The organism is Grimontia sp. THUN1695, assembly GCF_059704325.2.
Window position 1 is genome coordinate 2,541,171 of sequence record NZ_AP046577.1, and the last position, 14,726, is coordinate 2,555,896.

General features: G+C 52.4%; 10 protein-coding genes, 1 pseudogene and 1 riboswitch. Of the genes and pseudogenes, 10 read left to right on the forward strand and 1 reads right to left on the reverse strand.

Features of this window, described 5'->3' with window-relative positions; translation table 11 throughout:
- Positions 1 to 53: 53 nt before the first annotated feature.
- The 8 genes from leuC (at position 54) to AC6IB1_RS15010 (ending at position 9,181) form a co-directional block, all read left to right on the forward strand.
- Positions 54 to 1,460: a 3-isopropylmalate dehydratase large subunit gene (gene leuC, locus AC6IB1_RS14975; RefSeq protein WP_497567306.1), complete on the forward strand. Its 1,407-nt coding sequence runs from the start codon at positions 54 to 56 to the stop codon at positions 1,458 to 1,460.
- A 10-nt stretch (positions 1,461 to 1,470) separates the two neighbouring features.
- Complete coding sequence (leuD, locus tag AC6IB1_RS14980) at positions 1,471 to 2,073, forward strand: 3-isopropylmalate dehydratase small subunit (RefSeq protein WP_497567307.1); 603 nt, start codon at positions 1,471 to 1,473, stop codon at positions 2,071 to 2,073.
- Positions 2,074 to 2,185: 112 nt separating this feature from the next.
- Positions 2,186 to 2,986 (forward strand): DUF547 domain-containing protein, encoded by an 801-nt coding sequence (locus tag AC6IB1_RS14985; protein WP_497567308.1) that lies wholly within the window; start codon positions 2,186 to 2,188, stop codon positions 2,984 to 2,986.
- 38 nt (positions 2,987 to 3,024) lie between these two features.
- Positions 3,025 to 3,127, forward strand: a riboswitch (TPP riboswitch).
- Positions 3,128 to 3,198: 71 nt separating this feature from the next.
- Positions 3,199 to 4,170, forward strand: coding sequence for a thiamine ABC transporter substrate binding subunit (gene thiB / locus AC6IB1_RS14990; protein ID WP_497569153.1), 972 nt, complete (start codon positions 3,199 to 3,201; stop codon positions 4,168 to 4,170).
- Between the two features lie 24 nt (positions 4,171 to 4,194).
- Positions 4,195 to 5,796: a thiamine/thiamine pyrophosphate ABC transporter permease gene (gene thiP, locus AC6IB1_RS14995; protein WP_497567309.1), complete on the forward strand. Its 1,602-nt coding sequence runs from the start codon at positions 4,195 to 4,197 to the stop codon at positions 5,794 to 5,796.
- A complete protein-coding gene (thiQ, locus tag AC6IB1_RS15000; RefSeq protein ID WP_497567310.1) occupies positions 5,780 to 6,469 on the forward strand; it encodes a thiamine ABC transporter ATP-binding protein in 690 nt (229 codons plus the stop codon). The genes thiP and thiQ overlap by 17 nt, the downstream gene beginning before the upstream one ends.
- A 93-nt stretch (positions 6,470 to 6,562) precedes the next feature.
- On the forward strand, positions 6,563 to 7,564 hold the full coding sequence (locus AC6IB1_RS15005; protein ID WP_497567311.1) for a GGDEF domain-containing protein: 1,002 nt from the start codon (positions 6,563 to 6,565) through the stop codon (positions 7,562 to 7,564).
- 177 nt (positions 7,565 to 7,741) lie between these two features.
- The gene (locus tag AC6IB1_RS15010) at positions 7,742 to 9,181 is read left to right on the forward strand and encodes a diguanylate cyclase domain-containing protein (RefSeq protein WP_497567312.1); all 1,440 of its coding nucleotides are present in this window, start codon (positions 7,742 to 7,744) and stop codon (positions 9,179 to 9,181) included.
- 54 nt (positions 9,182 to 9,235) lie between these two features.
- Here the strand turns inward: AC6IB1_RS15010 and AC6IB1_RS15015 are convergent.
- Positions 9,236 to 10,608, reverse strand: a pseudogene (locus tag AC6IB1_RS15015) (PhoH family protein).
- A 354-nt stretch (positions 10,609 to 10,962) separates the two neighbouring features.
- Between AC6IB1_RS15015 and rapA the strand changes: the two are divergent.
- Together rapA and rluA are read left to right on the forward strand one after the other, a co-directional pair.
- Positions 10,963 to 13,881 carry an RNA polymerase-associated protein RapA gene (gene rapA / locus AC6IB1_RS15020; RefSeq protein ID WP_497567313.1) on the forward strand — a complete coding sequence of 973 codons (2,919 nt, stop codon included), beginning with the start codon at positions 10,963 to 10,965 and terminating at the stop codon, positions 13,879 to 13,881.
- A 114-nt stretch (positions 13,882 to 13,995) separates the two neighbouring features.
- Positions 13,996 to 14,718, forward strand: a complete 723-nt coding sequence (gene rluA / locus AC6IB1_RS15025) for a bifunctional tRNA pseudouridine(32) synthase/23S rRNA pseudouridine(746) synthase RluA (RefSeq protein WP_497567314.1) — start codon at positions 13,996 to 13,998, stop codon at positions 14,716 to 14,718.
- Positions 14,719 to 14,726: the final 8 nt, after the last annotated feature.

The window sequence follows — 14,726 nt, forward strand, 5'->3', positions numbered from 1 at the left end:
AGGAAGCGACCGCAGCTTAGCGACAGCAGGCTGCGGCACCATAAAAAGGATTAATGAGCATGTCCGCCAAGACTTTGTACGAAAAAATCTACGACGCCCATATCGTCGTAGAGGCACCGGGCGAAACCCCGTTGCTGTATATCGACCGCCACTTGGTCCACGAAGTGACCTCGCCACAAGCGTTTGATGGCCTGCGTCAACACGGTCGTAAGGTGCGTCAGGTTTCTAAAACCTTCGCGACCATGGATCACAACGTTTCTACTGAGACCAAAGACATCAACGCCTCAGGCGAGATGGCAAAAATTCAGATGGAAACGCTGGCAAATAACTGTGAAGAGTTCGGCGTCACCCTTTACGATCTGAACCACCCTTATCAGGGCATCGTTCACGTTATGGGTCCTGAGCTGGGTATTACCCTGCCGGGCACCACCATTGTTTGTGGCGACTCCCACACCGCAACCCACGGCGCGTTCGGTGCGCTGGCATTCGGTATCGGTACCTCTGAAGTTGAACACGTACTGGCGACTCAAACCCTGAAGCAAGGCCGCGCCAAGACCATGAAAATTGAGGTCAAAGGCAAGGTCGCTGACGGCGTGACCGCGAAAGACATCGTTCTTGCAATCATAGGTAAAGTCGGCCACGCCGGAGGTACCGGTCACGTGGTGGAGTTCTGTGGTCAGGCGATTGAAGATCTTTCCATGGAAGGTCGCATGACCGTCTGTAACATGGCGATCGAGCTGGGCGCGAAAGCGGGTCTGGTTGCACCGGATCAAACCACGTTTGAATACCTGCAAGGCCGCAAATTCTCGCCAACTGGCGCCAACTGGGACGCCGCTGTTGAATACTGGAACAGCCTGAAAACTGATGCTGATGCCAAGTTCGACACCATCGTCACGCTTGAAGCAGCAGACATTTCCAACCAAGTGACTTGGGGTACCAACCCAGGCCAGGTGGTTGGCATCAACGACGTGGTGCCTGCACCGGAAAGCTTTAGCGACCCTATCGAGCGCCACTCTGCCGAACGCGCGCTGAAATACATGGGCATCGAAGCGGGCCAGAAGATCACCGACATCACCATCGATAAAGTCTTTATCGGCTCTTGCACCAACTCACGTATTGAAGACATGCGTGCAGCGGCGGCGATTGCTAAAGGCCGCAAAGTGGCGGCAGGTGTTCAGGCGCTGGTCGTGCCGGGCTCTGAGCAGGTTAAAGCGCAGGCTGAACAAGAAGGCCTAGACAAGATCTTTATCGAAGCAGGCTTTGAATGGCGTCTGCCGGGCTGCTCTATGTGTCTGGCGATGAACAACGACCGCCTGGGGCCAAAAGAGCGCTGTGCCTCCACCAGTAACCGTAACTTCGAAGGCCGTCAGGGTCGCGAAGGTCGTACTCACTTAGTGAGCCCAGCCATGGCAGCCGCGGCTGCGATTGCCGGTCACTTCGTTGACGTAAATAGCTTATAAGGAGCCCACCATGTCAGGAATCAAACAACACACAGGCTTGGTGGCGCCGCTGGATGCAGCAAACGTCGACACTGATGCCATCATTCCAAAGCAATTTTTGCAAAAAGTGACCCGCACCGGTTTTGGTAAGCACCTGTTTCACGACTGGCGTTTTCTGGATGAAGCCGGCGAGCAGGATAACCCGGAATTCGTGCTGAACCAGCCGCGCTATCAAGGCGCAAGCGTACTGTTGGCACGCGAAAACTTTGGCTGTGGTTCGTCCCGTGAGCATGCACCTTGGGCGCTGGCTGATTTCGGTTTCAAAGTGATGATCGCGCCAAGCTTTGCCGACATCTTCTACGGCAACTCGATCAACAACCAGATGGTGCCAGTAAAACTGACTGAAGCAGAAGTCGACGAACTGTTTACGTTTGTCGACGCTAACGAAGGGGCGGAGATCGCGCTGGATCTGGAAGCGCAAACGGTGTCTGCCGGTGGCAAAACGTATTCGTTCGAAATCGATGAGTTCCGCCGTCATTGCCTGCTCAATGGCCTCGACAGTATTGGTCTGACGCTGCAACACGAAGAAAAGATCGCAGAGTACGAAAGTAAGATCCCAGCATTTTTGGCGTGATAGCAGACAAAGTATGAATAAGCCGGCTCATCGAGTCGGCTTTTTCGTCGTATCAGAAAGAAAATACGGGGTTGAAGGGTCTTAAACTCAGGAATATTTTTTTAGGGAAAGGATGATGCGAAATATTTTGACCGCTTGTACAGCCGCGCTTTTGTTTCTGACCAGCCACGCGTTTGCAGCGCCCAAAAGCGACTTATGGCCCATATGGAACAGCAGCAATGAGTCCAACGCTGCCAGCATTGATCACACCCGCTGGCAACAGATCCTGGATAAGTATCTGGTTAAGAAAGGCCAACATAACCTGTTTGACTACAGCGCGGTCAACGAGGCGGATAAGGCGTTACTCAGCCAGTATCTGACTGACATGGCTTCTCTGGACCCCCGCAGTTACAGCAAGAATGAACAGTTTGCGTTCTGGGTTAACCTCTACAATGCACTGACGGTAAAACTGATCCTTGATGAGTACCCTATCCAGTCCATCACCAAGCTGGGTGGCTTTCTGAGCTTTGGCCCGTGGGATGACAACATCACCCAGATCGCCGGTCAATCCCTGACCCTGAATGACATTGAACACCGGATCCTGCGCCCAATCTGGAACGATGCACGCATTCATTATGCCGTAAACTGTGCCAGCCTTGGTTGTCCAAACCTGTCGAAGACAGCTTTTACAGCGGACAACAGCGAAGCACTGCTGGAAGATGCCGCCAAACAGTTTACCAACAGCGACAAAGGCGCCCGGATTGATGGCGAGACGCTGACTCTCTCATCGATTTATGAGTGGTATGGTGTCGATTTCGGTAACAACGAGCAGGCTATCCTGAAGGCTATCGACCAATACCGTGAGGGTGACAAACTTCACGGTTGGAGTGGAAAAATCAACTACGATTACGACTGGTCGTTGAACCAGCCGTAAGAAGGATTGGTAATCATCAATGTGATGATTACAATGGAAGACATCTCATGGGGAGCTGACACCGTCGGCTGAGATTGCACCTGCTAAACCCATGTACCTGAACCAGATAATGCTGGCGTAGGAATGAGATGTCCCCAAGCTTCAGCTTATTGGCCCTCACCCTCGCCGCACATTGATGTGAGGCACTGATGAAATATTCTATTTCTGCTCTGATGTTGGCGATGACCATGGCAGGTCCCGCGCTGGCAGAGACGACCGATACCTTAACGGTATACACCTACGACTCCTTTGCGGCAGACTGGGGCCCGGGCCCTGCGGTAAAAAAAGCGTTTGAGGCCGAGTGCAACTGCACCCTGAATCTGGTGGCACTGGAAGATGGCGTTACCATTCTCAACCGTCTTCGCCTTGAGGGCAAAAACAGCAAGGCAGACGTGATTCTCGGGCTGGATACCAACCTGTTGGCTGAAGCAGAAAAAACCGGTTTGCTGGCCACCCACAATGTGGATACAACCTCTGTGACCCTGCCTGACGGCTGGAATAACACAACCTTTGTGCCCTACGACTATGGCTATTTCGCGTTTGTTTACGACAAAACCAAGCTGGAAAACCCGCCAAAAAGCCTGAAAGAACTGGTTGAGAAACGGGATGATATTTCAGTTATCTATCAGGATCCCCGTACCTCAACCCCCGGACAGGGCCTGATGCTGTGGATGAAATCTGTCTACGGCGACGATGTGTCAGGGGCATGGCAACAGCTGGCAGAGAAAACGGTCACTGTCACCAAAGGCTGGTCAGAAGCCTACAACATGTTCCTGGAAGGCGAATCTGACATGGTGCTCTCCTACACCACCTCTCCGGCTTATCACCTGATTGCGGAAGAAAACCCGAACTTCAGCAGCGCCCATTTTGCAGAAGGCCACTATATGCAGGTGGAAGTAGCGGCCAAAGTGAAAAACTCACAAAAGCAGGCGCTGGCAGACCAGTTCATGCGGTTTATCCTGAGTGATGGCTTCCAGAGTGCAGTACCGACTGGCCAGTGGATGTACCCAGTCACAGACATCGAATTGCCGGCAGGTTTCGACACCCTTTCTGTGCCGGAAAAGAGCTTGCAGTTCACACCAGAAAAAGTGGCCGATAACCGCCGTACCTGGATTCGTGAGTGGCAATCCGCACTGGTGAAGTAACCCGTTTTAAGTAGTAGAGAAGTCGTGCTAAACCCTTCCCGAACCTGGCCCGGCATCCTGTCGGCGTCAGTCATCGCGGCGCTGATTGGTGCCGCTTTGTTTTCCCTGTTGGCTCAGGCGCCCGTACTGGATATCAGCGCATTGTGGCAAGACCCGTACTTGCAGCACGTTACCCTGTTCAGTATCAAACAGGCCGTACTTTCCACACTGCTGTCTGTGGGACTGGCAATTCCGGTTGCCCACGCACTGGCACGTCGTCAGTTTCCGGGAAAACGCCTGTTGCTAAAGTTGTTTTCCATGACACTGGTTCTGCCGGTGCTGGTCGGCGTTTTCGGTATTCTGGCGATTTATGGCAAAAGCGGCGTGCTGTCGGAGTGGCTCCCGATTCTGGGACTGGACTGGAACGTCAACATTTATGGCCTGTCCGGTATTTTGCTGGCGCATGTGTTCTTCAACCTGCCTTTTTCTACCCAGCTTCTGGTTCAGGCACTGGAGCAAATCCCCGGCGATCAACAGCGCCTCGCCCAACAGTTGGGCATGAGGGGGTGGCACCGTTTCCTGCTGCTTGAATGGCCTTATCTTCGCCAGCAATTGCCGCACACTGTCGGTCTGGTGTTTATGCTGTGCTTTACCAGTTTCGCCACCGTGATGGCGCTCGGTGGCGGCCCCGGTGCCACCACCATTGAACTGGCTATCTATCAGGCCATCCGCTTTGATTTTGATTTACATACCGGTGCGCTGCTGGCGCTGTGGCAATTACTGCTTTGTGGCCTGTTCCATGTTGGTATCCAGAAACTGGCACGTCCGGTTTCACAACAGGGCAGAGACAGTACGGTGTTACTGCTTTCCCAGCTCGACACTCCGGCAGAAAAAGTCTGGGACACCTTCTGGATTGGTCTGGCTGTGCTTTTTGTCGTGCCTCCACTCGCGATGGTGGTACTCGGCGGAATTAACCCCAGCGCCCTGCACATCCTCACCCAACCGGCGCTGTGGCAGGCAACCGCCAACTCAGTCACGCTTGCCGCAGGTGCTGCACTGTCCGCGTTTGTGCTGGGCAGTGCTATCGTACTGACCAGCCGTTTCTGGCGGCTGAATGGAAAAGTGAAACGTGCCGATGGCATCGAGATGACTGCGTCATTGATTCTGGTGGTGCCCAGTGTGGTGCTCAGCACCGGCCTGTTTCTCATGTTGCGTGAGCATATCGATGTGTTCAGCTCGCCGTTTGGATTGGTGCTTGCGGTAAACACCCTGATGGCACTGCCGTATGTGGTCAAAACTCTGAGCGCGCCAGCTTTCCAGTTATCCCAGCAGTATCAGAACCTGTGTAACAGTCTCGGTGTGAAAGGGCTGGCACGACTGAAACTTGTGGAATGGCGAGCCCTCAAAAGCCCGATTGCCCGTGCCCTTGGGGTCAGCTTTGTACTTTCTACCGGCGATTTGGGCGCCATTGCACTAGTGGGCAGCCAGGCCTTCCAGACCCTGCCGCTTTACCTGTTCCACCTGATGGGAAGCTACCAAATGGACGCGGCAGCCGCGGCTTCCCTGATCCTTTTTGCCCTCAGCCTTGGCAGCTATGCCCTGATAGAGAAACTTATTGCAGGAAAAACCTATGCTGAACGTTCGTGATCTTTCCTATCTGTACCAGACAGAGATGCTGACATTCACGTTTACCGCAAAGCCGGGCAGCATCACAGCCATTCTCGGCCCAAGTGGCGCAGGGAAAAGCACCCTGCTCTCTTTGCTTTGCGGGTTACTCCCACCTCATGGCGGCTCTGTCTCATTCGGTAATGATGATTTCACTCACAACGCCTCTCACGAGCGGCCACTGTCCATCCTGTTTCAGGAGCACAACCTGTTCAGTCACCTGAGCGCTTTCGACAATATTGCTCTGGGCATCAGTCCGAAACTGGCTATCACTGAGACGGATAAATCACGCATCGTGCAGGCCGCCAACAAAGTGGGGCTTGGTGATTACCTGCAGCGCCTGCCCGGTGAACTCTCCGGTGGCCAGAAACAACGTGTCGCGCTGGCACGCAGTCTGGTTCGTAACCGCCCACTCCTGTTGTTGGATGAACCATTTTCTGCGCTCGATCCCTCCCTTCGCCGCGACATGTTAAAGGAAGTAAAAGACCTGGCAGCCAGTCAAGGCACGACAATCCTGATGGTGACCCATCATCCGGAAGATGCTTTGGCGATTGCCGACAAGGTGCTGTTTATCGACGGGGGTAAAGTGGTTTATCACGCTGATATTGAAGAACTTACCACCCCAAATGACACAATAAAGTCCTACCTTTCATAACGTTAAACGGGCCAGACTGGACAAATATTGCGCATCAACTAACCGCATCTATACTTATTTTTAAGACACTAAACCCATAAGAGAGATGCGATTGTGACTGTTACCAGTATTGATGTACTGGACTCGGTGGTCGATATTACAGCCCAGACAGAGTCCGATACGATTTCCGAAAGCCTCATTACCACTGTCTTGCAGCTAACATCGGCGAACCAGGTTTTAGTGCTGGATTACAATGCTGAAGCCAATCCGCAGTTTATGGTCGTCGCATGCTCGGACATCTTTCTCTTTGAGGAAGAAAAGGATGCCATAGAGCGGGTGCTGCGCAACTGTGTGCTTTCAGGTGAAAACGTGGTTGAGTACTGCACAGATGAAAACCAGTCCTTGTTAGCCTCACCAATCCGCTACGGCGAGAAAGATGAAATCCATGCCATCATATTTTGTAAGGCCGCTCAGCTGAAAGGCGATGAAGTTCAGTTGATTGAAGGGCTGGCAAAAATTTACGAAAACTACCAGAAGATCATTTCCGCCAGCGAACGGGACGGTTTAACCGGCCTGTACAACCGCAAGGTGCTAACGACCAAAATTGACCTGCTGCTCGACCGTTTCCTGATCCAGGGCACCAGCATCATCGACGATCCGACCCATCACCACTGGGTATGTATCTTCGACATTGACCATTTCAAGCAGATAAATGACGCTCTGGGCCATGTGTTCGGGGATGAGGTTATCCTTCTGGTCACCGCTATGATGAAAAAGATATTTCACGATGAGGATATCCTGTTCCGCTACGGTGGCGATGAGTTTGTGGTCATCATGCATCCTCAGTCACGAGAGGAGATGGAAGCGACGGTCAGTGAGTTTATTGACGCCGTGAACAAGCGTGATTACGGCCAGGCGAAAGAAGTGTCTATCTCGATGGGTGCTGCGGCCATCAGCGATCAAGAACTGAATGCAATCACTGTCCTGGGCTTTGCTGATCAGGCTTTGTACAAGGCCAAACAGAACGGCCGTAATCAGGTCGCCTTTTATGAAGATCTGATCGCCTCCGGTGATCTTAAATCGCTGAAACCAGAAGACGATGTCGAGCTGTTTTAACTGTCATGGCCATTTACCCGCCGCCGCAAAGGCGGCTTTATACTTTGCGAAATATTCATCATTTTCACAGACAGTTAACGATTGACAACGGCTCGACTAATCGTTTCCCTGCACACAAAGGATTGCGTATAATCTCCGACAGATAATCCAGACAAGTTGATTCATCCGAGTTCATCTATGCACACACTCCGCCAGCTTGTTTTCCTTGCGCTGACGTCAGTCCTTTTTTTGCTCTCCCCATCCACATGTGCTGAAACCCAAAGACTGATCGTTACTGGCTCTTCAACGTGGCAACCTTTCTCATTTATCAATGAGTTGGGAGAACCTGATGGCATCATGGTCGATTTTTGGCGTCTTTATGGCAACGTCAACAATGTCGCAATTACCTTCGAATTAAAGCCGTGGAGCGACTCGCTCGATTACGTAAGGACGACACCTGGCGTCGTACATGGTGCACTGGGATATACCAGTGATCGGGCGAAAACACTCACCTTTTCCCGGGAACTTCCACTAAAAGACTACAAGGTCAACCTGTTCGTTCAAAAAGATCTGCCATTCGATTCCTTACATGCATTGGACTCGACCGTTATTGGTACTGTTAAAGACAGCACAAAACACGCTTTTTTGCAGTCCCGCATCCCTGAGCAGAACATTCGCCTGTTCCCTACTTTTAGTTCATTGAATGATGCCGCTTACCGTGGAGAAATCGACGTGTTCATTGATGATTTGAATACCGCATTATACGAGATGCGCCATTCCGGTCACCGGGGACTGTTCACTCCACGCCAGACACTGTACTCGTTCCCTTTGCACTTTGCCGTCAGTAAAAATTCACTGGCGATGGTTGCAGATATTGAACGTGGTCTGGATAACATCACTCAGGAAGACGTTGAGGCTATCTACAACAAATGGCTACCCCAGAATAAGCAACATTCTGTCCAATCCTGGCTGGACAAAACGTTACAATATCTGATTTTTACTGCCTTATTGATGATTGCTACTGTCGGGTTGCTCTTTTACCACTGCTTGCTGAAAAACCGGACGGTAGCCCTAAAAAACGCGATTAAAGCCCTCAAGGACTCTAAACGACAATTAGAATGTGCTACCCAAAACGATCCCCTGACTGGTGCCAAAACCCGTCACCAGTTTTTTGCTGCCCTGAATGAAAGACGCTTTTCACTGTCGCCTTATGTGGTTGCCGTGCTGGACATTGATCGTCTCAAACAGATCAATGAAAACTATGGCCAGGATGTCGGTGACATGGCACTTAAACATTTGGCAACCCAGCTAAGGTTACAACTCCCTCGCGACACACTTTATGCCAGGTTGAGTGGCGGTAAGTTTGCTATCCTGTTTGAACTTAGCGACAGCAGTCAGGCACAGCGTAAACTGCAACAACTGCAAAAAATGTTGCAACTTAGCCTGTTGTATATCGACCAACAAAAGGTACCACTCACCTTCAGTGCAGGCACCGCCAGCTACCCTTATGACGGGGAAAACGGAGAAGGGTTAGTGCAGATTGCGACGACACGCATGCGTGCCAATAAACCCACAGCCAGCAATCTGAGTACAAGCAGCGGAGAAGGCAAGACGCTTACCGAACATCACTGGGCGTGATGCACCAACGAAAATACAGGCTGCCGTCAGCAGCCTGTATTTGCTTAGTTCAGGTTAGAGGTTTTCTTCAGCAAACTCTGCCAGGCGACTGCGCACCACACCATTGAGGTAAACACAGGCACTGCCCTCAAAGTTCTTAAATCTTTCGACGATATAGGTTAACCCGGAGGTTACTGGCGTCAGGTAAGGGCTGTCGATTTGCGCCAGATTACCGGAACACACAATCTTAGTCCCCTCGCCACAGCGCGTAATAATGGTTTTCAGTTGAGAAGCGGTTAAGTTCTGGCACTCATCCAAAAGCACAAACGCGTTCTGGATTGAGCGACCGCGCATAAAGTTGATGGATTTGAACTGCAGGTTAGCCTTATCCATGATGTAACGCATTGAGCCATCCGCACACTCATCATTTTTGTGCAGTGCTTCTAACGTGTCTGTCACCGCCCCCAGCCAGGGCAGCATTTTCTCTTCTTCAGTGCCGGGCAGAAAGCCAATAGACTCCGCAATTTCCGGCGTATTACGGGTGACAATGATCTTGTCATACATTCCCTTTTCGACCACCTGCTCGAGGGCTGCCGCCATAGCGAGAATGGTTTTACCACAACCTGCCGGCCCCGTCAGGATAACCAAATCCACATTCGGATCGAGCAATGCATCCATCGCCATGCCCTGATAAATATTTTTCGGTCTAACCCCCAGGCTTCACGGTGCATCAAACGTTCACGGCTGATGTCCTTGATGGTCATTTCCGTGTCAGTCAGGCCAACCACACGTCCGGCAAAATCATCGCTCTCATCCAGCAAATACTGGTTGATAAACGTCGTATCCGCCAACTCTCGCGGAAGGGTATGCAGCGTAGTACGGCCACTGTTTTCCGTTTCAACCTGACCGACTTTGTCCCAGAATCCACCGTCAAAGATCTGAAAGCCTTTGGTCAGCAGGCTGACATCATCAATCAACTGGTCTGTGCGGTAATCTTCAACATCTCGTACACCCGCGCCTTTCGCCCGTAAACGCATGTTGATGTCCTTAGTCACCAACACCACTTTTCGGGGGGAGCGTTTGGCCTGAAGGTGAAGCACTGCATTCAGGATTCGGTTATCCCCGGCCTTGTCAGCAAACGCTTGTACCGTCTCTTTAATCTGGTAGTCAGCGAGAATCGAAACGGTGCCCGTGCTGCCTTCTTTGCCGACAACGATCCCTTCGGCAATTTGGTCTGGGGTGGCATCTTTGAAAATATCTTCGAGGGCCCGGATCGCAACACGTGCATCGCGGGAGACATCACGTTTACTGTCTTTGATCCGGTCGAGTTCTTCGAGGACGGTCATCGGTATGACCACGTCATGCTCTTGAAAGGAATAGATGGCGAAAGGTTCGTGAAGCAGGATGTTAGTATCCAGCACAAAGAATTTCCGATCGGCATCGCCCATAGGCACCTCCTTGGTTGCGTAGGCAGTGGGAATCCCACGTGTTTCCCTGTTCCGTAAACCAACCACATGCCACGGCAATCAGAGAAATACAGTCACTCAGCCGGAAAACCGAGTGTCTGCATCATCTTAATCGTAAGACAAACTAGCGGGTTTACCCGTCGACCACCCCACATTTTCATGAATTTGTTACCTGTTTGTTATGCCATCAAATTTCACACATTCACCGTGACCCCGCTCACAAGTTCGAGTACCATTGGCAACCTTTTTCTCCGTACTTATCATGGCCTACACTTTAGTTCGCCCAAAGTACGTCAACGCCAATTTATGTCAGCTTTAACCAGAGGTTTCTCTCCTATGTCTTACGCCCTCGGACAACGTTGGATCAGCGATACTGAAAGTGACCTGGGTCTGGGTACCGTTGTTGCGATTGATGCGCGCACCGTGACCCTGATGTTCCCGGCCAGTGAAGAAAACCGGCTCTACGCCTGTAACGATGCGCCTATTACCCGTGTCATGTTTAACGTTGGCGATACTGTCGAAAGTCATGAAGGCTGGTTTCTCACCGTTGAACGTGTCGACGAAGACAAGGGCGTACTGACCTATGTCGGTACCCGTACTGACACCGGCGAAGGAAATGTGTCGCTGCGCGAGATTTTCCTTAGCCACCAAATCCGCTTTAACCGCCCACAGGATAAGCTGTTTGCTGGCCAAATCGACCGCATGGACCGCTTCGCCCTTCGTTATCGCGCACTGAAAAACCAGTACGAGCAACACAAAAGCCCTCTGCGTGGCCTTTGTGGGATGCGTGCAGGCCTGATCCCCCACCAGCTATTTATCGCCCATGAAGTAGGTCGCCGTCATGCGCCACGCGTGTTATTGGCCGACGAAGTGGGCCTGGGTAAGACCATTGAAGCCGGCATGATCATCCACCAACAGGTATTGTCTGGCCGTGCCTCCCGTATTCTGGTGGTGGTGCCAGAAACCCTGCAACACCAGTGGCTGGTTGAAATGCTTCGCCGTTTCAACCTGCATTTTTCCATTTTTGACGAAGAGCGTTGTATCGAAGCGTTTGCCGATGCCGACAACCCGTTTGATACTGCGCAACTGGTGCTGTGTTCACTGGATTTCCTGCGTAAAAGTCGCAAGCGTGCCGAACAAGCGGCGGAAGGTGATTGGGATTTGTTGGTGGTAGATGAAGCGCACCATCTGGAGTGGAGTGAAGAAAAAACCAGCCGCGAATATCAGGTAATTGAAAGCATTGCTGAAAATACCCCGGGCGTGCTGTTGTTAACCGCCACCCCGGAGCAATTGGGCCATGAAAGCCACTTTGCCCGCCTGCGTCTGCTGGATCCGGACCGTTTCTACGACTACCAGGCGTTTGTCGAGGAAGAAAAACAGTATGCCCCGGTGGCGGATGCCGTCAGCCAGCTATTGTCGGATGAAAAACTCAGTAACGACGCCAAAAACAGTATCACTGAGCTGTTGTCTGAGCAGGATGTGGAACCACTGCTACGTATTATTGAAGCCAGCGACGTCGATGAAGAGCAGCGCCGTGATGCCCGTAATGAACTGATTGATAACCTGATGGACCGTCATGGTACAGGCCGCGTGTTGTTCCGCAACACCCGCGCAGCCATTCAGGGCTTCCCACAGCGCCACCTGAATCTGCATCCACTGGCATTGCCAAACCAATACCAGACCGCCATGCGTGTTGCGGCCATGATGGGCGGCAGCAAACAATCGCTGGAACAAAAAGCCATCCAGTGGCTGTACCCGGAAGATATTTACCAGCAATTTGAAGGCGAAAGTGCCAGCTGGTGGGGCTTTGACCCACGCATCGACTGGCTGCTGAGCCTGCTTAAGTCAAACCGCCAGGAAAAAGTGCTGGTGATCTGCTCCCGCGCACAAACTGCCCTGTCACTGGAACAGGCACTGCGCGAGCGTGAGGGCATCCGCGGCACGGTGTTCCACGAGGGGATGTCGATTCTGGAGCGTGACAAAGCCGCCGCGTACTTTGCCCAGGAAGAAGCAGGGGCACAGGTACTGATCTGCTCGGAAATCGGTTCAGAAGGCCGTAACTTCCAGTTCGCCAACCAGCTGGTGATGTTCGACCTGCCGATGAACCCGGATCTGCTGGAGCAACGTATCGGCCGTCTTGACCGTATCGGCCAGCGCCGTGATATTGAAATCCATGTCCCTTACATGGAAGGCACCTCGCAGGCACTGCTGGCTCGCTGGTATAACGAAGGCCTGAATGCGTTTGAAGAAACCTGCCCGACTGGCCGCGCCGTGTTTGAACATGTTCAGGAAGAATTGCTGCAACTGCTGGCGAAAGGCAGTCTGGACGATTCACTGGACGCCCTGATTGAAACCAGTGCAGAGATGCACCACAGGTTGAAAGCAGAGTTGGAAAAAGGCCGAGACCGCCTGCTGGAGATGCACTCCAACGGTGGCGAGCAGGCCAAGGCACTGGCAGACACTATCCGCACACACGATGGTGACACGAACCTGGTGACGTTTGCACTGGGCCTGTTTGATACCATAGGTCTGAACCAGGATGACAAAGGCGAAAATGCCATCGTCGTGACACCGTCTGAGCACATGCTGGTATCCAGCTATCCGGGGCTGTCAAGCGAAGGATGCACCATCACGTTCGATCGTGAAACGGCGCTGTCCCGTGAAGATCTGCACTTTATCAGCTGGGAGCACCCGATGATCCAGGGGGGTATCGATCTGCTGCTGTCAGAAGATGTCGGTACCACAGCCGTTTCCCTGCTGAAAAACAAAGCCCTGCCTGTCGGCACCCTGTTCCTGGAGCTGTTGTATGTGGCAGATGCGCAGGCACCGAAAAGCTCAGGCATTCATCAGTTCCTGCCGGCAACCCCAATCCGTGTATTGCTGGATGCCAAAGGAAACGATCTGGCGGCGCAGGTGGAATTCGAAAATTTCCACCGTCAGCTGAGCCCGGTTAACCGCCATCTGGCGAGTAAGCTGGTCTCTTCGGTACAAAAACAGATCCATGGGCTGATTGAGATGGGTGACCCGCTGGCGGAAAAACAACTGGCCGTTATTAAAGAAGCGGCGGAAGCGGAAATGACGTCGAAGCTGCGCGCCGAACTGGATCGCCTGCAGGCCCTGAAGGCCGTAAACCCGAACATCCGCGACGATGAGCTGGAAGCGATTGAAACCCAGATGGATGAACTTCGCGGCTACATCAACCAGGCCCAGGTCAACCTGGATGCACTGCGTGTGATTGTGGTCAGCCACCAGTAATCGCACAACACTGCATACAAGGCACTGCTCCGGCAGTGCCTTTGTTTTTTTGTCGGGCTTCTCTTTCCGTAGCAGCATGCTAAACTGCCGCCCGTCTAAACGTTGAGCAGCACCATGAGCGATTTTATCTATAACCCGCCAACAACCCCCTGGCTGGATGTTATCTATCAAGATGACGACATCATTGCCATCAACAAACCAAGTGGTCTTTTGACCAACCCGGGGCGTGACCCTGCCCACTATGACAGCGCGTGGTCGCGCATCAAGGCGGAATATCCAGATACTGAACTGGTTCACCGGCTCGATATGTCGACATCCGGCCTGATTGTGTTTGCCAAGCATAAAGAGGCAGAACGTCACCTCAAGGCGCAGTTTCGTGAACGTGTTACCCACAAGCTCTACTATGCCCGCGTCTGGGGGGACGTTGAGCAGGAGAAAGGCCGGGTTGATCTGCCACTGATTTGTGATTGGCCAAACCGCCCGAAACAAAAGGTGTGCTTTGAAAACGGTAAACCGTCAGTGACCGATTACGAAGTCATCAAACGCGAAAAGAAAACCACCCTGGTGCGGCTTTTGCCTATCACCGGCCGCTCCCATCAGCTTCGTGTGCATATGCTGGCGCTTGACCACCCGATTGTGGGGGATGAATTTTATGCCCACCCACAAGCACAGAAATATTCTCCGCGGCTCCAGCTTCACGCTGGTGAGCTCTGTTTCCTGCACCCAGGCAGCGGAGAACCCATGCATCTGGCAGCGCCTTGCGATTTTTACCGTCAGGCACCGGGAGACACACTGGTGCAACGGGGAATTAAAGCGGATCCGCTGTCATTGAAGTAATCAGGTAT